A 22,086-nucleotide genomic window follows, 5' to 3' on the forward strand; every position below is an offset into this window, starting at 1 on the left:
GGCACCGCCGTCGCGTGTAGTACGCGTCCGGTGGGCCTGCAAGGATCGGCCGGCCATCAGCCAATCTGGCGGCTCAGATGCGGATGGATGGCGCCTGTTTCAACCATTTCCCCCAAGCGTTCCCCCAGGGGAGGGGTGGCTGGTGTAAGCTGGAAGGCGTGACGAAGCTCTTCCTGCCCCAGACCCAGCTCGAGGAGTGGGCGCTGGCGGACAAAGCAGACCTGCGCGAAGGCCGGCTGGTGGTGATGGCGGAAGGCGGCGTGGCCTTCCCCCTCACGCCCGCGGTCCACTTCGTCCAGCTCGTGTCGGGCGAGGACACCCAGGGGTTGGTGGCCCGGGTGAAGACCGAGGAGCAACTTGCCCGACTGGGTGCCGAGCAGATGGCCGACTCGGTGCTGGTGGGGGACAACGCCTATGAGGTCGTTCCAGGGTATGTAGCGGAGGTCGCCGCCGGCGCGCCCAGGCCAGAGGGCGCGGACAAGAAGCCGGACTCTGAAGCAGACCTTCTGGCTGCCTTCATCCTCAACAAGATGGGCTGATTCGTCCGTCTCCCGTGGTTATGAGCCTGCCCCTATGAGCCACACGCTCGTCTCGCTCGCCTGCCACGCGTATGGCATCGCCGCTATCGTCTACCTGGCCTACCTGGTCCGCCAGTCCGAGGCCCTGGCGACGGCCGGGCGGGTGCTGGTGGGCGGTGGATTGGCGCTGCATGGCGTGGCGCTCTTCGAGCTGCTCGGGGTGCAGAGCGGGCGGCCGGTGGGCCTGGCGCAAGGCTTCTCCGCGCTGGCCTTCCTGCTGCTGGCCATCTTCCTGCTCCTGGACGTGCGCTACCGCCGGCCCGTCATCGGCGCCTTTCTCACGCCGCTGGCGCTGGCCGCGTTGCTGCCCGGCTTGCTGATGCAGGGCGGGCAGGCGCCGCTGCCTCCCGGGGTGCGTCAGCCGCTGTTGCCGCTGCACATCACCCTGGCGCTGCTGGGGCTGGCCGCGTTCGCGGTGGCCGCGGGCGTGGGCGTCATGTACGTGCTCATGGAGCGGCAGGTGAAGGCCAAGCGCTTCGGGTTGCTGTTCTCCCGTCTGCCCTCCCTGGAGTTCCTGGACACGCTGAACCGGCGCCTGGTGGTGTGGGGCTTCCTGGCGCTGTCCATCACGCTCGCCACGGGGGCCTTCTTCGTGGGCACCACGCCGGGCCCCTGGACCGTGGATGGGAAGACGCTGGCCACCCTCGTCGCGTGGGCCGTCTTCGCCGCGCTGCTGGTGGCGCGTTCCGTCGCGGGCTGGCGGGGGCGGCGGGTGGCCTTCCTCACCATGGCGGGGTTCTGCCTGGTCATGGTGTCCTTCCTGTCCTCGTATGACGTGTCGTCGCCCTCGGAGGCGGCCATGAGGATGCCCTGAGTATGGAGCTCATCTGCATTGGCCTGTCCCACCGGACGGCGCCCCTTACCGTCCGCGAGCGACTGGCCTTGCCGGAGTCGCGTCAGGTGGACGTGCTCCAGCGGCTGGCCCAGTCGCCCGTGGAGGCCCTCTGGGTGTCCACCTGCAACCGCGTGGAGGTGTACCTGTTGGCGCCGGACACGGCGATGGCGCGGCAGCGCGCGTTGGCGGAGCTGCAGGTGCTGGGCGGCGTGGAAGCCCTGGAGCACCTCTACGAGCACCAGGGCGAGGCGGCGCTGGTGCACCTGTTCCGCGTGGCGTGCAGCCTGGACTCCATGGTGCTGGGCGAGGCCCAGATTCTGGGCCAGGTGAAGGACGCTTTCGAGCGGGGCCAGGGCGCGGGCGCGGTGCGCGGTGAGTTGATGCGCGCCTGCGCGGCCGCGTTCAGCTGCGCCAAACGCGTGCGCACGGAGACGGCCATTGGCCGCGCGGCCACGTCCATGGCGGCGGCGGCGGTGCAACTGGCCAGCAAGGTGTTCGACGGGCTCGCGGGCAAGACGGTGCTGGTGGTGGGCGCGGGGGAGATGGGCGAGCTGGCGGCGCGCCACCTGAAGCAGGCCGGCGCGTCGAAGCTCTATGTCACCAACCGCACCCTGTCGCGCGCGGAGGCGCTGGCGGCGGAGGTGGGCGGACAGGCGCGGCCCTTCGAGGAGCTGCTCGCTCTGGTGGCCGCGGCGGACGTGGTGGTGTGCAGCACGGCGTCGCCGGTGCCGCTCTTCACGCGGGACAACGTGGGCGCCTTGGGGCGCGGGCGCCGGGGGAGGCCGCTGTTCATGGTGGACCTGGCGGTGCCGCGCGACATCGACCCGGCCGTGGGCACGCTGGACTGGGTGCACGCGTACGACGTGGACGACATCCAGAAGTTCGTCGCGGACAACGCCGCGGCGCGCGCGGAAGAGGCGCAGAAGGCGGGCGTGCTCGTCGCGCAGGAAGTGGCGCGTTTCGTCAAGGAGCGCGCGCTGCGTGAGGGCACGCCGGTGCTGGCGCGACTGCGTCAGCGCGCGGAAGCCATTGCCCGCTCCGAGGTGGAGCGCACGCTGGGCGCCCTGGGCGACGGACTCAACGACAAGCAACGCAAGAGCATCGAGGCCATGGGTCGAGCCATCGTCAACAAGCTGCTGCATGAGCCCACCGCGCGGCTGCGCGCCGTGGGGCCGGAAGGGGAGGGCAACCGCCTGGCGGGGGCCGCCGCCGAGTTGTTCGGGCTGCTGGAGGAGGAGGTTGGCACCGCCGCCGCCGCGCCCTCCGTCATGGCCGCGCCGGTCCAGGTCGCCACGGGGGGCAAGTGATGGCGCCCGTGCGCATCGCCACCCGGCAGAGTCCCCTGGCGCTCTGGCAGGCGCGTCACGTGGGCGCGCTGCTGACCTCGCATCATCCCGGTTTGGAAGTGTCCCTGGTGGAGATGACCACCGAGGGAGACCGCTTCTGTCCGCTCCGTTGTCCGCGGTGGGCGGCAAGGGCCTGTTCGTGAAGGAAATCGAGCAGGCGCTGCTCGATGGCCGCGCGGACGTCGCCGTGCACAGCCTCAAGGACATGACGTCCGTGTTCCCGGAAGGGCTGATGCTCGCCGCGGTACCGGAGCGGGAGGACCCGCGCGACGTCTTCTGTGGCCTGGGCGGGCTGACGCTGGACACGCTTCCCCAGGGCGCGCGCGTGGGCACGTCGTCGCTGCGCCGAAGCTGCATCCTGCGCTCGCGCCGGCCGGACGTGGACATCGTCAGCGTGCGCGGCAACGTGCAGACGCGCCTGGCGAGGACGCGGGAGCAGGGGCTCGCGGGGGCGCTGCTGGCCTACGCCGGACTCAAGCGCCTGGGCCTGGAGGACGTCATCACCCAGGTGCTGCCGCCCGAGGTGAGCCTGCCCGCGGTGGGGCAGGGCGTGCTGGCCATCCAGTGCCGCACGGACGATGCGCGCGTGCGCGAGCTGCTGGCGCCGCTGGAGCACGCCACCACGCGCATCGCCGTCACCGCCGAGCGCGCGCTGCTGGCGAAGCTGGAGGGGGGCTGCACCGTGCCCCTGGCCGGGCATGCCACCGTGTCGGGCGACACCGTCTTCCTGCGCGGACTCGTGGGACGTCCGGATGGCACACACGTGGTGCGGGGCGAGGTGCGCGGCCCCGTGTCGCGGGCCCATGCGCTGGGTGAATCCCTGGCGGATGACCTGCTGTCGCGTGGGGCGGCGGACATCTTGCGTGATTTCGCGCGCCGCTCCGAGGCGCGGGAGTCCTAGACTGGCGCTCGCGTGGAACGGCGACTGGAAGGCAAGAGAGTCTTGGTGACGCGCCCGCGTGAGCGGGCCGAGGAGTTGTGCTTCCTCCTGGAGGATGAGGGCGCTGAAGTGCTGAGCGTGCCCCTTCTGGAACTGCATCCTCCGGAGGACCCACGTCCGCTGGCGTCAGCGGCCGAGCACATCCAGCGCTACGCCTGGGTGGTGTTCGCGAGCCCGACCGGCGTGGATGCGCTGATGGAGGCCCTGCGCGAGGCGGGCACCCAGGACCGGATACAGCGGGTGAAGGTGGCCACCGTGGGGCCGCGCACGACGCGCGCCGCGGAGGGCTACGGCCTGGACGTGGTCGCCGAACCTTCCGAGGGCACGGGCGCGGCCCTGCTCAACCTCATCAAGGATGCGCTGCAACCGGGTGACGAAGTCCTGCTTCCCGCCGCCGAGGAAGGCCGGCGTGAGCTGGAAGACGGGCTGCGAGAGCACGGCCTCCTGGTGACGCGGGTGACGGCGTATCGCGCCACGCCCGCGCCCCTGCCACCGGAGTCGTTGGCCTTGCTGGATGCCTCACCGCCGGACGTCGTGCTCTTCGCTTCGCCGCGCACGGCCGAGGCCTTCGTGGAAGAGGCCGGACGCGAGCGCCTGGCCACCGCACGGGTGGTGGCGATTGGTCCAACGACGGCGTCCGCCCTGGAGCGGCTGGGCGTGCCCGCGGCGGCCGTCGCGGAGCGGCCGACGCCAGAGTCCCTGGTGGATGCCGCCGTGCTCGCGGTGACGAGCACCGTGCACTGACGGTGGCGCGGCGCCGTGCCCGCACGGCCGCATGACGGGCCTGACAGCGGCTCCATGCCTGGCTGGTGGCGCGGAGGGCACCATGGGTGTTTTCCGCTCGGTGCACCGCTGTGTGCCGGAATCCGTCTGGTACGCTTCGGGGTCGCACTCCGGCGGGCGGCCGGGGTGTAAGGAGACGCGCTTGGTACAGCCAGTGAGCGGCGTGGGTGGCACTGCTCCGAAGAGCCGGGATGACTTCACCACGCTGTTCGTGCTGGAGGCGCTCGTTGCCCAGGGGCTGCTGCAACCCCAGCAGGCCCAGGAGGTGCTGGCCCGCGAGGGCGCCGCGCGCGCCCGGGTGCTCAAGGCCCATCAGGGGACCACGGGCGGCGGCAAGGAGGCCGCGCGGTACGACGTGTCTCCGGTGGAAATCGTGGCGGCGTTCCAGGTGCCGCTGTCCAACGGCCGAGGCGTGCTGGACGAGGACCGCGTCACGGAGGCCGCCGCGCGCGCCGCCGGCATGACCTACCGGAAGATTGACCCGCTCAAGCTCGACATGGCGCTGGCCACGCGCACCGTGTCCAGGCCCTACGCGCAGAAGCACGTGCTGCTTCCCCTGGAGCGCACCCCGCAGGGCCGGCTGCTGGTGGCGGTGGCCAACCCATTCGACCGGGAGCTCTTCGAGAGCTTCCACCGCCTGACGGGGCTGCTTGTGGAGCCCGTCCTCAGCGCGAAGGCGGACATCCTCAAGTCCATCAGCGACATCTACGGCTTCAAGAAGACGCTGGCGCGCGCCGCCGACGACTTCAGCGCCGCCGCTGGAGCCCAGGTCGCCAACTTCGAGCAGCTCGTCTCGCTCAGTGGCACCCAGGAGCTGGAGGCGTCGGACCGGCCCGTGGTGCAGGCGGTGGACTACCTGCTGCGCTACGCGTTCGACAATCGCGCTTCGGACATCCACATCGAACCCAAGCGCACCACCAGCGTGGTGCGTCTGCGCATCGACGGCGTGCTGCATCCGGTGCACACGCTGCCGGCGCCGGTGCATCCACCCATCGTCTCGCGCGTGAAGATGCTGGCGCGCATCGACATCTCCGAGCGCCGCAAGCCGCAGGACGGCCGCATCAAGACGGAGCGCGACGGCCGAGAGGTCGAACTCCGCGTGTCCACGCTGCCCACCGCGTTCGGTGAGAAGGTGGTCATCCGTATCTTCGACCCGGAGACGCTGGTGCAGGACATCGCCCAGCTCGGCTTCGACCCGGAGGAGAAGAGCGCCTTCGAGTCCTGGATTGACCAGCCACACGGGCTCATCCTCGTCACCGGCCCCACCGGTAGTGGCAAGACGACGACGCTCTACTCCGCGCTCAAGGCGCTGGCGGGTCCGGACGTCAACGTCACCACCATCGAAGACCCCATCGAAATGGTGTGGGACGCCTTCAACCAGGTGCAGGTGCAGCCCAAGGTGGGGCTCGACTTCGCCGGAGCGCTGCGCCACATCCTCCGCCAGGACCCGGACGTCATCATGGTGGGCGAGATTCGCGACCCGGAGACGGCGGAGAACGCGATTCAATCCGCGCTCACCGGCCACCTGGTGCTGTCCACGCTGCACACCAACGACGCGCTGGGCGCGGTGGCGCGCATGCGGGATTTGGGCGTGCCGTCCTTCCTCCTGGCGCAGAGCCTTCTGGGCGTCATGGCGCAGCGCCTGCTGCGACGGGTGTGCAGTCATTGCGCGCAGGAGACGACGCTGACGCCGGACGAACTGCTCGCGCTCCAGGCCCCCCTGCCGCTGCTGCCCGGTGGCGTGCGTCTGCTCAAGGGGGCAGGGTGCGTGCGTTGCCGTGGCACCGGCTTCGTGGGCCGCACGGGCGTCTTCGAAATCGTCACCAGCGCGGGCGAGCTGAGAGACCTCATCGCCCGCGAGGCCCCCTATTCGCAGATGGTGGATGCGGCCCGGCGCTCCGGCATGCGGACACTGCGCGAGGCCGCCGTGCGCAAGCTGGCCCAGGGCTTCACCGCCTTCGACGAGGTGGTGCGGATGACGACCGTCTGACGCGCGACGGCCCGGCCTCCCACGAGGAGAGACCGGGCCGCGGAGTCCTTCCGGCTGCCCAGGTGGGGCAGGGTGGTGGACTAGAAGCGCGCCTGGAGCATCGTGTTGAAGCCCAGCGCGTGCGGGCGCTCGAAGCTCGGCTGCGCCACACCCGTCACGTCGTCCCGGAACGTGGTCCGGTTGGTGTCGTACGTGTAGTAGACCTCGCCGACGGCGGCGACGGAGTCGGACAGGTCCCAGCGGAACGTGGCCTTCGCGGAGTAGATGGGCTCCGCCTTGCACGCCGCGCTGCCGCGGCCGCACGTCTCCGGAAGGATGCTGAGCTGATTCACGTCACGCACCACGACGGTGCGCGTGCCGATGAGGTTCGGCGGTGGGTTGTTGCCGCCCAGCACCGGCGTGGGGCTGCGGAACGAGGCCGGTTGCTGCACACCGAGGATGAAACCCGGCGTGAAGTGCAGCTTCGGCAGGTGGTAGTCCGCGCCCACCGCGATGAACATCTCCGGCTTCAGCTCCGTGCCCTCCGGGAAGTCCTGGAACGGCGGGAAGCCCGGCACCTCGAACTGGATGAAGGAAAGGCTGCGGTACAGGCCGAGGAGGCTGACGCGGAGCAGGTCGTACTTCGCGCGCGCCTGGAGGGCCACGGCGGTGGCGCCCTGCGGCTTGGTGGCGCCGAAGTCGTTGGGCTTCTCCAGCGTCTGCGACAGGTAGCTGCCTTCCAGCGACACGGTGTACGACAGGCCGCCCGGGTACTGCTCCGGCGCGAAGAAGCGCTGATAGATGTCCGGGTCGTTCTTGTAGAGCCGGAAGTCCACGCTGGTGCCGACGGGCACACCCACGTGGTAGACGACTTGTCCGGACACACCCGCGGCGTTCACCGGCGCTTCCACGCCGAGCGTCGCCAGGCCGGGCACCAGGCCCTTCTGGAAGTAGCCGCCGCCCGCCTCGACGCGCAGCGTCTCCAGGATGTCCCAACCCGCGCCGGCCATGAGGCCGTACTTGGTCTCTTCCTCGCGGATGAGCTCGTTCTGCATGAGCGCCGTCTTGCCGCCGACGTACGCGTACCAATTGTCGCGGGTGATCTGCAGCTTGCCGCCGGGCACGCCGTTGGTGGCGGCGCGGGTGGTGAACACGCCGCTGCCACCCCAGGAGATGCGGTACGCATAGCCCAGACGGAAACGGTCCGCGGACACCGGGAAGCCGACGAGCGAGATGCCTTCCTTCTCGCTCCAGCCCGGCGGCTGATAGTTGAGGCGGATGTAGCTGGAGTTGTCGCGGATGTCGACGCCACCCGACGGCCGCTCGAGCACCAGCAGCGTCAGCGCCGCTTCGGTCGTCAAACCCTCGAAGAAGGCCGGTGCTCGCTTGTAGAGCACCACGTTCGACAGGGACTCGAAGCCGGAGAACCGGGTGTTGAAGTTGTCGTAGAACTGCGTGTTCTGGTTGCCGGCGCCGAACCGCGCATTGGGGCTGTTCGGCGTCGTTTCACCAGAGCCCGCGAGCACGTTGTCGTCCGCGAAGACGAACGACAGACGGGTGTCCACGAAGTCACTGGCCCACGCGGGCGCACTCAGGGAAATCAGGCCGGTCAGGGCCAGCTTCTGCAGCGTTTTCAATGTCCCTCTCCACGGAGCGGTCCAGTGGACCGCTCCTCCCTGCTTCCCGTCACCGGGTCGCGAGAATCATCAGAAGACTACGGATTGACGCAAGGCCGGATCGGCTTCGGGCACTCCATGCCCGGGCCGGGGTAGCAGCAGATGTCGTCCAGGTCGCGAGGCAACACGTTCCACCGCGGGCGGGCGGCGCTCACCTGCCGCAGGTGGCCCACGACGTCGAAGGTGGCCGCATGCAGATTGCGGCACTGCTGGGCCGCCTCGGCGTTCGGGTCATCCTCGCTGCAGTCGGGCGCCAGGTCCGGCACCGCGTCCTTCGTGACCAGGTTGATGCGCGTGCGCGCGTCCGCCGCCACCTTGCAGGTGAGGGTGCCGTCCTCGCGGTTCTGGACGGAGGCGTACACGACGCCCTCGCCCGAGGCCATGGTGTGCTGCAGCGGAGTCTGGGCCGCCAGCGTCACCGGCGTGCCGTTGGCGCCGAAGCGCACGTTGGCCGGCTTGTCGCACGACACGTTGACGCGCTGATCCCTGCTGAACGTGTCCGACTGGGCCCAGTTGACGACGGTGGGGTCCGCGTTGACGGAGGCGGTGAAGGTCTGGATGCGCCCGGGGACGGACTCGTCCAGGCCCGCCGCGGCGGCGCCGGTGGGGTTCATCTCCACGACGAACTGGCCGAAGCCGTTGTACGTGTTGCGCTCGGCGCAGTGGACGCCGGCGAACTGGCCAATGCCCATGGTGCAGTCGATGTTGCACTGCCGCTCGGCGATGTCCGGATCATTCGGGTTGTCCGTGCCGCAGCTTCCCCACGTCCCCGCGCGGGTATTGGGACAGAAGAAGGGGACGCTGCCGTTGCCGTTGGCGTCACAGTTGTGGAAGACGCGCGGGAACTTCACCCGGCTGAGCTTCACCAGTGACGACTCCAGGCTCTCCATCTTGTAGTTGCCGTAGCTGTAACCACACAGCGGGTCCGTCATGTAGAGCGAGCCGCTGTAGCCGCACAGTCGGCCGTTGATCTCCACCGGCGGCGACAACTTCAGATACTTGTCCCACTCCGTCTGGGGCAGCAGCCGGACGCGCTCGCGCACCGTCCAGGCGGGGAAGGTGAGCTGCGTGGTGGCGGTGAACTCCTGCACGGAGCCGGACACCGACCACAGCAGGTCGCCCGGGTCGAGCCCTTCGGGGAAGGAGTAGTTGTAGACGTAGAGCGAGTTGAAGCGGCCGGGGTAGTTGCCGTCCGGTTCACCCGTCTGGATGTTGGCGCCCGGGACGCTGTTCTCGCCCACGCGGCAGGCCGTCATGTCCGTGACGAAGAAGCCGCCCGGGTCCGTGCCCGTCACCAGCAGCGTCACCGGCTGCTTGTCGTTCGGGTCACCCTCGGGGCAGTTCTGCAGCAGCGGTGAGCCGGCCTCCGGGTTGCGCCCGATGCGCATGTACGTCCCGGCGTATGCGGTGAGCTGATCGCTGTTCTGCGGAACCTGGACCGTGGCGATGGTCGGCTCCTCGAACTTCATCATCCGCGACAGGCCGGTGGAGTTGGTGCGGGTCGCCGGCTCCTGAGGCAGCTCGCCGGGAACGACCTGTCCGTCGGCGTAGTCCACCTGCGGCGGTTCATCCTGCACCCAGACGTGGGCGTCGCCGTAGAGCTGGCCGGCGCGCACCGTGCCGGTGCCCCGGCCGTTGGTGAGCTGGGTCCAGCGGTAGCGGTACTCGCCCATCAGGTTGCCCGGCACCGTGCGGAAGGACACCGGCCCGTTGAACGACTCCATGGGCTGGCCCTTCGCGTCCAGGGCGAGGATTTCCACGTCGAAGTCCACCGGCGTTCGGGGCAGGGCCAGCCGGCAGTCCGCCGTGCCGCGAACCTCCAGCGGCACCTGGTTCTGGCCGCCGTGCGCGGTGGCGCACTCATTCACCACCGGCAGCGGGGTACGCGTGCCGCCGGTGTAGATGCCCGTGAGGTTGACCCGGAACGAGGCGACGCCATCAGGCTGAGGCGTTTCCTGGGTGTAACAGCCGGCCGCCGCCAGGGCCGACAGGAAGAGCAGGCGCTTCATTTACTTCACCCTCCGGCCGATACGGGAATCCTCAACCGCGTCCGCGATGGACACGGAGGTGGGGTTCTCACAGAAGTTCCGCAGCTGGTTCGTCACCGTGCCGCAGATGGGGTTGTTGCCCGCCAGCACATCCCGGCAGCTGCAGCGGCCTGTGTACGGACCCTCCGGCACGTCGCACTGGCTCTGGATGTCCTCGGCCGTCAGGCCCGGCACGCCGCAGCGCTCCGCGGCGTCCGAGGGGAGCGCCAGCAGATCCTTGCAGTCGCAGCTGCCCACCTGCTTGTCCAGCGCGGCCTTGAAGTCGGCGGCGGCGCGGCAGGAGCCCACCACCTGTTCGTTCACCGTCCAGCGGCCGTTGATGAGGTTGCCGCAGTAGTGGCCCGACTTGGACGTTTGGCGGCCCGCGAGGATGTCCTCGCAGGTGCAGAAGCCCTGCATGTAGCCGATGAGCGAGTCGCGCAGCGAGATGCCCGTCTCGATGCGGGTGGTGTTGCGCTTGAGGACGTTGAAGCCCGAGCCACCCTTGGCGATGTAGTCGTTGACGGCGATCTTGTACGTGCCGGTGATGTCCAGCGGCTTGCCGTTGATCTGGATGTCGGTGCCCGGGTGCGCGTAGCAGCGGCCCACGCTGGAGTCGTTGCTCTGGTCCACCAGGCACTGCCACGGCGCATGACCCTGGCGGTCCTGGTTGGGGCAGTCCGTGCCGTTGAGCGCCGGGTTGCAGGCGGTCTGCAGGTCGTTCACCTGCACCTGGGCGCAGTCCATGGTGAAGCGGGCGCCGGAGATCTGCGCCTGGCTGACGCAGCCGCGCTCCGCGGAGCGCTCGGTGACGAAGTCGAACATCTCCTGCATCTCCTTGCCGGAGAGGTACATGATGTTGATGGTGTTCTCGAACGGGAACACGTTGAACATCGACTCCTGGCTCACCACGCCCGCGTAGAGGTTGTCGCGGATGCCCAGTGAGTTGGTGAGCGCCATCTCCGCCTCGACGCGGCGGCGCTTGCGCATGGAGTCCGCGGCGATGTTGCCCAGCGGCGAGTCACCACCCGTGGAGTTGTTGCGGCGCTGCACGTCGCGCGGCGCGTAGGAGAAGATGGACGTCAGCTGGAAGTTGAAGTCCATGCCCAGGATGTACGGCTGGAGCAGATGCGTGGTCATCCGGTCCTCCTGGTTCGTGCACGCCTGGATGGCCTGACGGACGCGCTCGTCGCGGAGGAACTGGCCCTCCGCCCAGAACACGTTGTTGTCGTGGCGGAAGCGGCGCATGGCGTCGTCGCACCACAGGGCGTCCATGGGGAACACGCGGAAGTCCTGGCTGATGATTTCGCCGCCCTCACCGGTGCCGAGCACCTCGGGCATCTTCACCACCAGCTCCAGCCGGCCCACGTACTTGGCGAACGCGCCAGAGTGCGCGAGCACCACCTTGCGGCCCGCGGGGTCGGTGAGCAGCTGCGGCGGGTTGAGCACGACGTGCAGGTGGCCACCCATCACCGCGTCCACGCCCACCACGCCGGGGATGCGCACGCGCACCACGGACTTGTCGTCCCCTTCGGGGCCGAACCACTCCAGCACCTGCCAGGGCTCCTTCTGGCGCTGCACGTAGGCCTTGGCGCGGGAGTACTCGTAATAGGCGTCGTAGCCCTGGATGACGTCCTGGTCCTCATGGAGGCCCAGGTGGCTGACCAGCACGATGAGGTCGGTGACGGGGCGCAGCAGGTCCACGTAGGCGCGCGCCACCTCGTTCTGCTCCAGCGGCGTCACCTGGAGGCTGTTGCCACCTTCGACGATGGAGTTGAGCGAGGAGATGTTGGCCATGCCGATGATGGCCACCCGGAGGCCCTTCACGTTGCGGATGGTGTACGGCTCCACTTCCAGGGCCGTCTGGTGGTTGCCGTTCGCCCGCCAGTCGTCCCAGAAGTAGTTGGCCGCCAGCAGCGGGAACATCGCGTGCTGCTGCGCCATCTGGGTGAAATTGAGGAGGCCCGCGTCGAACTCGTGATTGCCCACGACGGCCGCGTCGAGCCGCGCCTCGGAGAGGAACTTGAACTCCACCTCACCGGTGTTGAGGTTGAAGATGGGCGCGCCCTGGAAGCAGTCGCCCGAGTCCACGTGCAGCACACGCTCGCCCTGGGAGCGCTCGCGCTTGAGCAGCGCCCCCATGCGCGTGGCGCCGCCGAAGGGGCCCGCTTCCGGGATGGTCCCCAGGTCCACGTCCGTCTTCAACGGCGTGAAGTCATAGGGGATGAGGCGCGAATGAATGTCCGAGGTATGAAGGAGCGTCAGACGCACCTCCTGCCCCTCGAGGTTGTAGTCCTGGCCTTCCAACACCGGCATGCACGAAGCAGATGCCAGGGCGCAGCAGAGGCCGAGCAGGAGGCGACGCATCAAGAGAATTCCGTGTTTCAGAGGGGAGACAGCGGTAAAGCGGGCGCAAGGTACGGGATCAAGCTTTGTCGGGCAAGCAACGCCACCATGGCGGGCCAGGTTCCTGCCATCGGCGTTCCTACTCCACAGGAGAGCAGGCGGACATGCGGCAGCGTCATTCCAGTGTGACTGACATCGAGATCATCGAGGATTTCTCGTCTACCGCGAGGTGCGACGAGGGCTTCCTCAGGGTTCGGCGGCTGCGCTGCCGCAACCGGCGCGCGGACGGTTCTTCCTCTCCCGTATACCGAGTGGACGTGGTGGACCGGCCCCGGTTGGACGCGGTGGCGGTGCTCGTCTATCGCCGCGGTGCGTCAGGCCTGGAGGTCCTGACGCGGATGAACCTCCGGCCCGCGGCGTATTTCCGGAAGGACAACCGGGGCGCGATGACCGTTCCAGACCCTGCGTCTGGCTACTTGCGCGTGGAAGAAATTGTCGCGGGACTGCTGGAGCCGGAGGACAAGGGCGAGGAAGGCCTGCGTCGCCGCGCCGCGGCAGAGGTGCATGAGGAGGCCGGGTTCAACGTGAATCCGGAGGACATCCGGCTGTTGGGCGGCGCCTTCTTCCTGGCGCCGGGCATCCTGTCCGAAAAGGTGTTTCCCGCCGCGGTGGACGTCACCGAGCTGTCACCCGAGGAGCCCGAAGGGGATGGTTCGCCCCTAGAGGAGGGCACGCAGCTGCACTGGCGTCCCATCCAGGACGTGTTGGACGCGTGCCGGCGCGGTGACATCCCGGATGCGAAGACGGAAGTCGCCTTGACGCGGCTGCTCGCCCTTCAGCCCTGAAGGGCGTGCATTGGTTTCGCGCGGCCGCGTGCCGGGGTAGGGTGCGCGGCGTTCCGCAATCCACCGCAGAGGTCGCTGCATGTCGTCGCTGCCCCCCTGGCTGGCCCAGTTCCTGCCCATCCTCATCCTCCTGGGGGCCATCGGCCTCGTCCTCGCGCGCCTGCCCAAGGTGGAGCTGGGGCACACGGAGGCATTCAAGCGCCGCCGGTTCTTCAACTGGTTCCCGTTGGGCATGACGTACGCGTTCCTCTACATGGGGCGCTACAACCTCAACGTGGCCACCAGCGCCATGGGGGACCGCACCTCCAACGCGGACTTCGGCACCATCTTCGCGTGGGGCACCGCCGTCTACGGCGTGGCCTTCCTCCTCAACGGCCCGCTGACGGACAAGTTGGGTGGCCGGAAGACCATCCTGATGTCGGCCGCGGGTTCGGCGGTGGCGAACGTGGCCATGGGCGGCGTGGTGTACGCGGTGCTGACGCACAACTGGGCGCCGCCGGGCGGCCTGGTGGCGACGCTGTCGTTCCTCTACGCCGTCAACATGTACTTCCAGAGCTTCGGCGCGGTCTCCATCGTCAAGGTGAACGCGGCCTGGTTCCACGTGCGCGAGCGCGGCCTGCTGGGCGGCGTGTTCGGCATCCTCATCTCGCTGGGCATCTACTTCGCCTACGACTGGAGCCGGCTCATCGTGAAGGCCGCGCCCACCTACTGGGCGTTCTTCGTGCCCGCGGCCATCCTCGCCGTGTTCCTGGTGGTGGACTACTTCGTCATCCGCGACACGCCCAGCCATGCGGGCCATCCGGACTTCGACACCGCGGACGCGTCCTCCGGAGAGACCGGGCCTCAGTTGGGGGTGGCGGGCGTGCTGAAGCGCATGCTGACCAACCGCGCCATCATCATCATCCTCTTCATCGAGTTCTGCAGCGGCTTCATGCGCAACGCCATCATGCAGTGGTACCCCAAGTTCGCGAAGGCGACGGGACTCGGCGAGTCCTTCGTCGCGGCCAACTGGGGCATGCTGCTGTGCGTGGCGGGCATCACCGGCGGCATGTTCGCCGGCGTCATCAGCGACCGCGTCTTCGACTCACGCCGCGGCCCCGTGTCCGCCGTGCTCTACGCCGGCATGTCGGTGGGCGCCGTCATCTCCGTGTTCGTCCTGGAGAGCGTGGCCCTGGGCTGGACGGTCATCTTCATGTCCCTGTGTGTCATTGGCGTGCATGGCATGCTGTCCGGCACGGCCAGCATGGACTTCGGTGGGAAGAAGAACGCCGGCCTCGCGGTTGGCATCATCGACGGCGCCGTGTACGCGGGCACCGCGCTGCAGTCCATCCTGCTGGGTTCCATCCTGCCGATGGGTGACGAGGCGAAGACCGCCGCCAACTGGGGCAACTGGCCCTACGCCATGCTGCCGCTGTCCTTCCTCGGGCTGCTGCTGGCCACCCAGGTGTGGAACGCCCGGCCCCAGCCGAAGTCCACGCCCGTGCCGGCCACCCTGCCGGTGCCCCCGGCGGCGCCAGCGAATCGGACCGGTACTGGCGGGTGATATCCGTGTGGCCCCAACGATGTGTGACGTTGGGGTCACTCCCGCGTGACAGGGATGTAGCGTAGACTCCCGGTGTGTCCCAGTCACCCGCACCCCTGCAGAGCCGCTTCGAGGTCCACGACCGGAAGCAGTTTGAAATCAAGCTCGAGTATCAGCCCTCCGGGGCGGATGAGACGCGCTACCTCGTGGAGGCGTATCTCTTCCTGCCGGGGAGCCTGAACATCGACGCGGAGACGTACCCGCGGGCGGACTTCTACGCGGACATCCACAACTACGTGCGCTTCAAGACGCCGGTGATGGCGGTGAACGAACTGCTGGGCTCGGACACCTCGCCGCTGGTGCGCCTGGAGGCGTGGCTGCGCACGGGGATGGGGTCCGAGAAGGACGTCGTGTACCAGGCCAAGCTCCTGTCCTGCGTGCTTCGCGGTGCGCTGCGCCGCTTCGCCACCGGGGTGGAGTCGCGGTGCGAGGGCCCCGCGGCGCTGCCGACGGACGCGTGCGCGGTGCTGGAGTCCGAGGTCCTGGCCATGCAGGCCGGTGTGACGCAGGTGCTGGCGCGCTTCCGCGTGTGGCTGCGCGCGGTGGGGGAGCTGCACCTGCAGGAGCGCTCGCGGGCGTCGCTGCGGCTGGTGGACGAATACGTCAGCCTGCTGGTGGAGGGCGGCTTCCGGCGCGCGGTGGCGGACATGAAGTCGCTGCCTCGCGGCGAGCCGTGGCATGGGCTGCGCAAGGGGCTGATGGAGGCGGTGCTGCGGGAGGAGGCGTACCGCAAGGAGCACCGGCTGCGCAGCGTGCTCAGCCCCACGGGGGACAACGAGGAGTACATCCTTCGGCTGGGCTTCCTGAAGAAGTTCTGCATGAACGTGCTGTTCCTGTCGTCGAAGCGGCGGCAGAAGCGGCAGGGCTGGGAGGAGATGCTCTTCGCGCTGGCCGCGGGCGTGGCGATGACGGTCGCCACCGCGGTGGCCTTCTGGGCGCAGGAGCGCTACGCGCAGGCCAGCCTCAACTTCTTCCTCATCCTCGTGGTGGGGTACATGGTGAAGGACCGCATCAAGGAAGGCCTGCGCCGGATGCTCAGCCGGGCGGCGGCCATGCACCTGGCGGACCGGACCACGAACCTGGTGGACCCCGTCACCGGGCGCGTCATTGGCGCGTGCGAGGAGCGGGTGGACTACGGGCCCTCATTGAAGGTGCCGGACACGGTGTCGGCGCTGCGTCAGCGCGACGACTTCCTCACCGCGACGCAGGGTGAGCTGTCGGAGACGGTCATCCGCTACCAGAAGCAGATTGTCCTGGATGCTCGGCACCTGCCGCGCACGCAGCGGGGGCTGACGGGCGTGACGGACATCCTCCGCCTCAACGTGGAGCGCTTCCTTCGCGACATGGACGAGCCGGAGCTGGCGCTGGAGTACGTGGACCTGGCGGACCTGTCCGTGGGCCACATCCGCGGGACCAAGCGCTACCCGGTGGACATGGTGTTCCGCTTCACGGTGGTGGAGGAGGAGACGGACCGCCGTCAGGACTCCGTCCAGTTCGTGCGGCTGGTGCTGGACCGCAACGGCATCCAGCGCATGCAGCGCTTCACGGACCCTGGTCCCGGAACGCCCCCCAACCGTTCCGGGTGGAAGTCCGCGGCCTGAGGCGGGGCCGACGCTCCAGGCAGGGAGGGGGGCGCATGACGCCCGCGGAGGAGGATTCGGCGGCACCCTGGCGCGCGCGCGGGTAATCTCCCCGGCGCACATGGCTTACGACGACTTCAAGAAGCGTATCCGCGACGACTGGCGTGACACCCTGCGTTCCATCCTGGAGCGCGCCCGCTCCCTGGGCTCCTCCGCCGTGCTGGCGTTCGACCTGGACTCCACCCTCTTCGACAACCGGCCCCGGCAGGCCCGCATCCTCCGGGAATATGGCGTCGCCAGCTCGCTGGCCGTGCTGGCCGCCTGCGAGCCGCGCCACTGGGTGACGGGTTGGGACATGAAGGAGGCCATGCGTGCCTGCGGCCTGGAGGACGCCCTGGTGGAGTCCCACTTCGCCGAAGCCCGCCGCTTCTGGGCCGAGCGCTTCTTCACCAGCGACTACTGCGTGGACGACGAGGCCATCGACGGCGCGGCCAGCTTCACCCACGAGGTGGTGGCCACCGGGGCGCGGCTCGTCTACGTCACCGGCCGCCACGAGGCCATGCGGGAAGGCTCCGTCTCCTGCATGCGCCGTCACGGCCTGGTGCTGCCAGATGACGACCGGGTGCTCCTCGTGATGAAGCCCACGCTGGCCGAGGACGACGACGCCTTCAAGCGGGAGGCGCACGCACGGCTGGGCCGCCTGGGGAGCGTGGTGGCTGCTTTCGACAATGAGCCCACGCACGCGAACGACTACCGGCGGAAGTTTCCAGAGGCCACCGTCATCCATCTGGCCACGGACCATTCGGGCCGGCCGGTGGAGTTGCTGGATGGCGTCATTTCCGTCCCGCACTTCGCGCTGGGTTCCTGACGCACCGCGCCTGAAACAGACCTGGCGTGGACGGGGTTTGAAAGGCTTTGAAGTCCCCCTGCCGCGCGGCTATTGAGTCGCTCGGCGTTTGCCGCCCCGGGAGTTCCGTGGGCGGCCAGCATGGAGGCATTCCGCAGTGGCCAGCCCGTACTCGAAAGAACTGCTGTTGGACATGTACCGGAAGATGTACCTCATCCGTCGCTTCGAGGAGCGCGCGGGTCAGCAGTACACGCTGGGGAAGATTGCCGGTTTCTGCCACCTCTACATCGGCCAGGAGGCCGTGGCGGTGGGACCGGTGGAAGCCCTGCGTCCGGATGACTACATGCTCAGTGCGTACCGTGACCACGGCCAGCCGCTGGCCCGTGGCAGCGACGCGGGCATGGTCATGGCCGAGCTGATGGGCCGGGGCACCGGCTACAGCAAGGGCAAGGGCGGCTCGATGCACATCTTCGACATCGAGCATCACTTCTAGGCGGCTACGGCATCGTCGGCGGCCAGATTCCCCTGGCGGCGGGCATGGCCTTCGCCAGCCGTTATCGCAACGAGGACCGCGTCACCGTCTGCTACTTCGGCGACGCGGCGGCCAGCCAGGGCGCCCTCCACGAGACGTTCAACATGGCGTCCAAGTGGAAGCTCCCGGTCATCTACATCTGCGAGAACAACCGTTACGGGATGGGCACGGCCATCTCCCGCATAGCGGCGGTGCCGGAGATCTACAAGCGCGCCAGCGCCTACGACATGCGCGGCGAGCCGGTGGATGGCATGGACGTGCTGGCCATGTATGAGGCCGTCAAGGACGCCGCCGAGTACTGCCGCGCCGGCAAGGGCCCCGTGCTGCTGGAGGCCAACACGTACCGCTTCCGCGGTCACTCCATGGCCGACCCCGCCACCTACCGCACCAAGCATGAGGTGGAGGAGGAGCGCAAGGGCGACCCGATTCCGAAGCTGCGCGCCTACATCAAGAAGCAGGGGCTGGCCCAGGACGACGTCTTCGAGACCATCGAAGAGGAGGTCAATGCGCTGGTGGACCAGGCGGTGAAGTTCGCCGACGAGTCGCCCGAGCCCAGCCTGGACGAGCTGTGGCGCGACACCATCGTGGAGGAGGGCGAGGAGGACGTGCGCCCCCGCGAGCGCGTGTTGGGTCAGAAGGTGACCTGGCCCAAGTATCCCAGTGGGCAGGAGCTGAAGGTGACGTGGGACCTGGAGCCGCGCGAGCAGGCCGAGGCGGCCGACAAGAAGGCGGGCCTCATCCGCTAGGCGCGCGCTGACCTGTCTACCAACCCTTTTTCGAATTCGTGTCGGAGCCGACGATGCCCGAGTTGATGTACCGCGAGGCGCTGAACCAGGCGCTCGCCGAGGAAATGGAGCGCGACGCCAACGTCTATTTGATTGGCGAGGAAGTGGGCCGTTACAACGGCGCCTTCAAGGTGTCGCAGGGACTGCTGGACAAGTTCGGGAGCGCGCGCATCATCGACGCGCCCATCGCCGAGCTGGGCTTCACCGGCCTGAGCGTGGGCGCGGCCATGGTGGGCTTGCGCCCCGTGGTGGAGATGATGACCTGGAACTTCGCGATTCTCGCGATGGACCAGATCGTCAACAACGCCGCCAAGCTGCGGCACATGTCCGGTGGCCAGCTGCGCTGCCCCATCGTGTTCCGCGGTCCAGGGGGCGCCGGCGGCCGGCTGTCCAGCCAGCACAGCCAGGCGTTGGAGGCCAACTACGCGCACTTCCCGGGCCTGAAGGTGATTGCGCCCGCCACTCCCGCGGACGCCAAGGGCATGCTCAAGGCGGCCATCCGGGACGAGAACCCGGTGCTCATGTTCGAGGGCGAGCGGCTCTACGCCATCAAGGGGCACGTGCCGGAAGGCGAGCACGTCGTGCCGCTCGGCAAGGCGGACGTGAAGCGCGAGGGCACGGACGTCACCATCATCACCTGGAGCCGCATGTATTACTTCTGCATGCAGGCGGCCGAGGAGTTGGCGAAGGAGGGCATCAGCGTGGAGGTCCTGGACCTGCGCACGCTGCGGCCCCTGGATGAGGAGGCCATCCTGGCGAGCGTGCGCAAGACGAACCGCGCCGTCATCGTGGAGGAGGGCTGGGGGCTCGCCGGCGTGGGCGCGTCCGTGGTGGACATCATCCAGTCCAAGGCGTTCGACGACCTGGACGCGCCGGTGGAGCGCGTCACGGGCCTGGACGTCAACATGTCCTATGCAGCGAACCTGGAGAACGCGACCCAGCCGGACGCACCGAAGATCATCGCCGCGGTGAAGAAGGTGCTGTACCGCGAGGGAGCCTGAACGCGCATGGCCATTCCCATCCAGATGCCGAGCCTGTCCCCGACAATGACGGAGGGGAAGATCGTCAAGTGGCTCAAGAAGCAAGGGGACAAGGTGTCCTCCGGCGATGCCGTGGCCGAGGTGGAGACGGACAAGTCCAACCTCGAAATCGAGGCCTACGACGACGGGTACCTGCTGCAGGTGCTCGTCGGCGAGGGCGAGATGGCCAAGGTGGGCGCGCCCATCGCCTATATCGGTGCGAAGGGTGAAAAGGTGGACGCCGGCAAGCAGGCCGCGCCCGCCGCGACGCCTCCCGAGCAGAAGCCCCAGCCGGCGCCCGAGGCCCCCGCGCCGCGGGCCGCCGAGAAGCCCGCGTCGTCGGGCGGCGGCGACAACCGCATCGCCATCCAGATGCCGAGCCTGTCCCCGACAATGACGGAGGGGAAGATCGTCAAGTGGCTCAAGAAGCAGGGGGACAAGGTGTCCTCCGGCGACGCCGTGGCCGAGGTGGAGACAGACAAGTCCAACCTCGAAATCGAGGCCTACGACGACGGCACCCTGGCGGAGATCGTCGTCGGTGAGAACCAGATGGCGAAGGTGGGGGCGCCCATCGCGTACCTCACCGCAAAGGGCGCCAAGGCGGCTCCGGCGGCGAAGCCCGCGGCGCCTGCCCCGGCTCCCGAGAAGCCGGCGGCTCAGAAGTCCGCGCCTGCTCCGGCGGCGAAGCCCGCGGCGGCTCCGGCCCAGGCGGGTGGCCGGCGTGTCCGCGCCAGTCCCGTGGCGAAGAAGATCGCGCGCGAGAAGGGGCTGGACCTCACCCAGGTGAGTGGCTCCGGTCCGTCTGGCCGCGTGGTGAAGCGCGACATCGAGGAGGCGCTCGCGCGAGGACCTGCGGCGGCTCCTGCCGCGAAGAAGGCCCCGGCCGCGCAGCCCGCTCCGGGCGTGCGTCCCGAGCCGACCGTGGTCCCCCTCTCGTCCATGCGCAAGGTCATCGCGCAGCGGATGACGGAGGTGAAGCCCGGCGTTCCTCACTTCTACCTCACCATCGAGGTGGACATGGAGGCGGCGTCGAAGGTGCGCGAAGAGGCGAAGGCGATGGACCTCAAGGTCTCCGTCAACGACCTCATCGTGAAGGCCGTGGCCATGGCGGTGCGCCGCTACCCGAAGATCAACGTCTCGCTGCAAGGCGACAAGGTCGTCCAGTTCCACAGTGTGGACGTGGGCATCGCGGTGGCGCTGGAGGAAGGCCTCATCACGCCCATCCTCCGGGATGCGGACCAGAAGGGCCTGCAGGCCATCGCGACAGGCGTGCGTGAGCTGGCGGAGCGCGCTCGCAAGCGTGCCCTCAAGCCGGAGGAGTACACCGGCGGCTCCATCACCGTCAGCAACCTGGGCATGTACGGCATCGACCAGTTCGTCGCCGTCATCAACCCGCCGCAGGCCTCCATCCTCGCGGTGGGTGCCGTCTCCGAGAAGGCGGTGGTGCGCGATGGTCAGCTGGCGGTCCGGAAGATGATGACGGCGACGCTGTCGTGCGACCACCGCGTCATCGACGGTGCCATTGGCGCCGAGTTCCTGCGCGAGCTGCGCGGGCTGCTCGAGCACCCCACGCGGCTGCTGTTCTAGGCCGTCCGGTTGCCCCGCTCCGCGTGCCCGTCCTGGGGCGCGCGAGGGCGGGGCAGGGCCCGGATGGACCCTTGTTACTTGCGCGTCGGCTCCTTGCGGCCGTGCGCCTCCTGCTCCAGCTTGCGCTGAGTCTCCGTCACGCTTGCCTGGCGCTCGCGTGACGTTCCGGTCGGCAGTTCGTTCTCCTCATCGTCAGAGCGACCGCGGATGCCGGGCCAGGGCTCTGGGCGCGTGCCCTCCACATGCTCGATGCGCTCCGCATAACCGTTATCTCCGGCTGCGTTGTGCTTCGTCTCCTCGGATTTACCCTTGCTGTCCGCCATGGTGTGTCCTCCCAAGCAGGTGCCATCCGGCACACTTCGTGGCGGTAACGGTGGGACGTGTGCCGCGTGCTGACCACCCACAAGCGGGTTGCATGGCTTGTCCCCCTGCCTGCCCTACGAGCGCGAAAAAAGGTCGGCGGCCGTGGGCGTTCGCTGCTTAACTTGCTTCCAATGAACGACGACATGACACGCGAACGGCTTGCCCAGGGTGTGTCGGAGTTGGAGTCGCGCGTAGGCCCGCCGCTGCCGCTGGCGGAATCGCTGCACAAGGCGCTCGACGGCGCCGTCTTCCCGCTGTCCGCGCGGCAGTTGACCTGGGTGGCCCGTGAGAACGAGGCCCCGTCCCTGGTGCTCTCGCTCCTGGGGTCACTTCCCCGGGTCAGCTTCGGCTCCGTGGACGCGGTGGCCCGGGCGCTGGAAGGCGACCTGGAGGCCACGGGTCCGCAACAGTTGGCTTCTTCGCGCTGACACGACCCAGGACGGACA

The 22,086-nt window shown here is 68.7% G+C and carries 16 protein-coding genes and 2 pseudogenes; 14 read left to right on the top strand and 4 right to left on the bottom strand.

Annotated elements, in window-relative coordinates; translation table 11 throughout:
- Positions 1 to 77 precede the first annotated feature (77 nt).
- The 6 genes and pseudogenes from OZ403_RS13575 (at position 78) to OZ403_RS13600 (ending at position 6,472) form a co-directional block, all read left to right on the top strand.
- A complete protein-coding gene (locus tag OZ403_RS13575) occupies positions 78 to 539 on the top strand; it encodes a hypothetical protein (protein ID WP_140790123.1) in 462 nt (153 codons plus the stop codon).
- Between the two features lie 34 nt (positions 540 to 573).
- Positions 574 to 1,392 (top strand): cytochrome C assembly family protein, encoded by an 819-nt coding sequence (locus OZ403_RS13580; RefSeq protein WP_140790125.1) that lies wholly within the window; start codon positions 574 to 576, stop codon positions 1,390 to 1,392.
- Positions 1,393 to 1,394: 2 nt separating this feature from the next.
- On the top strand, positions 1,395 to 2,720 hold the full coding sequence (hemA, locus tag OZ403_RS13585) for a glutamyl-tRNA reductase (RefSeq protein WP_140790126.1): 1,326 nt from the start codon (positions 1,395 to 1,397) through the stop codon (positions 2,718 to 2,720).
- Positions 2,717 to 3,660 (top strand): annotated as a pseudogene (gene hemC, locus OZ403_RS13590) (hydroxymethylbilane synthase). Before hemA ends, hemC begins: the two are co-directional and overlap by 4 nt.
- A gap of 12 nt (positions 3,661 to 3,672) precedes the next feature.
- Complete coding sequence (locus OZ403_RS13595) at positions 3,673 to 4,443, top strand: uroporphyrinogen-III synthase (RefSeq protein ID WP_140874431.1); 771 nt, start codon at positions 3,673 to 3,675, stop codon at positions 4,441 to 4,443.
- A 181-nt stretch (positions 4,444 to 4,624) separates the two neighbouring features.
- Positions 4,625 to 6,472: a GspE/PulE family protein gene (locus OZ403_RS13600; RefSeq protein ID WP_268784376.1), complete on the top strand. Its 1,848-nt coding sequence runs from the start codon at positions 4,625 to 4,627 to the stop codon at positions 6,470 to 6,472.
- An 80-nt stretch (positions 6,473 to 6,552) separates the two neighbouring features.
- On the opposite strand, the gene OZ403_RS13605 is transcribed toward OZ403_RS13600, so the two are convergent.
- From OZ403_RS13605 to OZ403_RS13615, 3 genes are all read right to left on the bottom strand, one after another.
- Complete coding sequence (locus tag OZ403_RS13605) at positions 6,553 to 8,088, bottom strand: hypothetical protein (RefSeq protein WP_140790134.1); 1,536 nt, start codon at positions 8,086 to 8,088, stop codon at positions 6,553 to 6,555.
- Positions 8,089 to 8,165: 77 nt separating this feature from the next.
- The gene (locus OZ403_RS13610) at positions 8,166 to 10,136 is read right to left on the bottom strand and encodes a hypothetical protein (protein ID WP_268784377.1); all 1,971 of its coding nucleotides are present in this window, start codon (positions 10,134 to 10,136) and stop codon (positions 8,166 to 8,168) included.
- Positions 10,137 to 12,521 carry a bifunctional metallophosphatase/5'-nucleotidase gene (locus OZ403_RS13615; protein WP_268784378.1) on the bottom strand — a complete coding sequence of 795 codons (2,385 nt, stop codon included), beginning with the start codon at positions 12,519 to 12,521 and terminating at the stop codon, positions 10,137 to 10,139.
- Positions 12,522 to 12,664: 143 nt separating this feature from the next.
- On the opposite strand from OZ403_RS13615, the gene OZ403_RS13620 reads away from it, so the two are divergent.
- The 7 genes and pseudogenes from OZ403_RS13620 to OZ403_RS13650 all read left to right on the top strand — a co-directional run bounded on the left by OZ403_RS13620 (position 12,665) and on the right by OZ403_RS13650 (position 21,277).
- Positions 12,665 to 13,345 (top strand): NUDIX hydrolase, encoded by a 681-nt coding sequence (locus OZ403_RS13620; protein WP_140790140.1) that lies wholly within the window; start codon positions 12,665 to 12,667, stop codon positions 13,343 to 13,345.
- Positions 13,346 to 13,424: 79 nt separating this feature from the next.
- Positions 13,425 to 14,888, top strand: a complete 1,464-nt coding sequence (locus OZ403_RS13625; protein ID WP_140790142.1) for an MFS transporter — start codon at positions 13,425 to 13,427, stop codon at positions 14,886 to 14,888.
- A gap of 74 nt (positions 14,889 to 14,962) precedes the next feature.
- Complete coding sequence (locus OZ403_RS13630; protein WP_140790143.1) at positions 14,963 to 16,528, top strand: hypothetical protein; 1,566 nt, start codon at positions 14,963 to 14,965, stop codon at positions 16,526 to 16,528.
- Between the two features lie 100 nt (positions 16,529 to 16,628).
- On the top strand, positions 16,629 to 17,375 hold the full coding sequence (locus OZ403_RS13635) for a hypothetical protein (RefSeq protein ID WP_140853998.1): 747 nt from the start codon (positions 16,629 to 16,631) through the stop codon (positions 17,373 to 17,375).
- Positions 17,376 to 17,559: 184 nt separating this feature from the next.
- Positions 17,560 to 18,632 (top strand): annotated as a pseudogene (gene pdhA / locus OZ403_RS13640) (pyruvate dehydrogenase (acetyl-transferring) E1 component subunit alpha).
- A 53-nt stretch (positions 18,633 to 18,685) separates the two neighbouring features.
- Entirely contained in the window at positions 18,686 to 19,672 is a 987-nt protein-coding gene (locus OZ403_RS13645) for a pyruvate dehydrogenase complex E1 component subunit beta (protein WP_140790149.1), read from the top strand.
- A 6-nt stretch (positions 19,673 to 19,678) separates the two neighbouring features.
- Complete coding sequence (locus tag OZ403_RS13650) at positions 19,679 to 21,277, top strand: pyruvate dehydrogenase complex dihydrolipoamide acetyltransferase (RefSeq protein ID WP_268784379.1); 1,599 nt, start codon at positions 19,679 to 19,681, stop codon at positions 21,275 to 21,277.
- Between the two features lie 74 nt (positions 21,278 to 21,351).
- Here OZ403_RS13650 and OZ403_RS13655 read toward each other — a convergent pair whose 3' ends face one another.
- Positions 21,352 to 21,600, bottom strand: coding sequence for a hypothetical protein (locus tag OZ403_RS13655; protein WP_140790152.1), 249 nt, complete (start codon positions 21,598 to 21,600; stop codon positions 21,352 to 21,354).
- Positions 21,601 to 21,783: 183 nt separating this feature from the next.
- On the opposite strand from OZ403_RS13655, the gene OZ403_RS13660 reads away from it, so the two are divergent.
- Positions 21,784 to 22,068 carry a DUF2795 domain-containing protein gene (locus OZ403_RS13660; protein ID WP_140790154.1) on the top strand — a complete coding sequence of 95 codons (285 nt, stop codon included), beginning with the start codon at positions 21,784 to 21,786 and terminating at the stop codon, positions 22,066 to 22,068.
- Positions 22,069 to 22,086 lie beyond the last annotated feature (18 nt).

Origin of the sequence: Myxococcus sp. NMCA1, assembly GCF_026810205.1 — a bacterium.
Classification (GTDB): Bacteria; Myxococcota; Myxococcia; order Myxococcales; family Myxococcaceae; genus Myxococcus; species Myxococcus xanthus_A.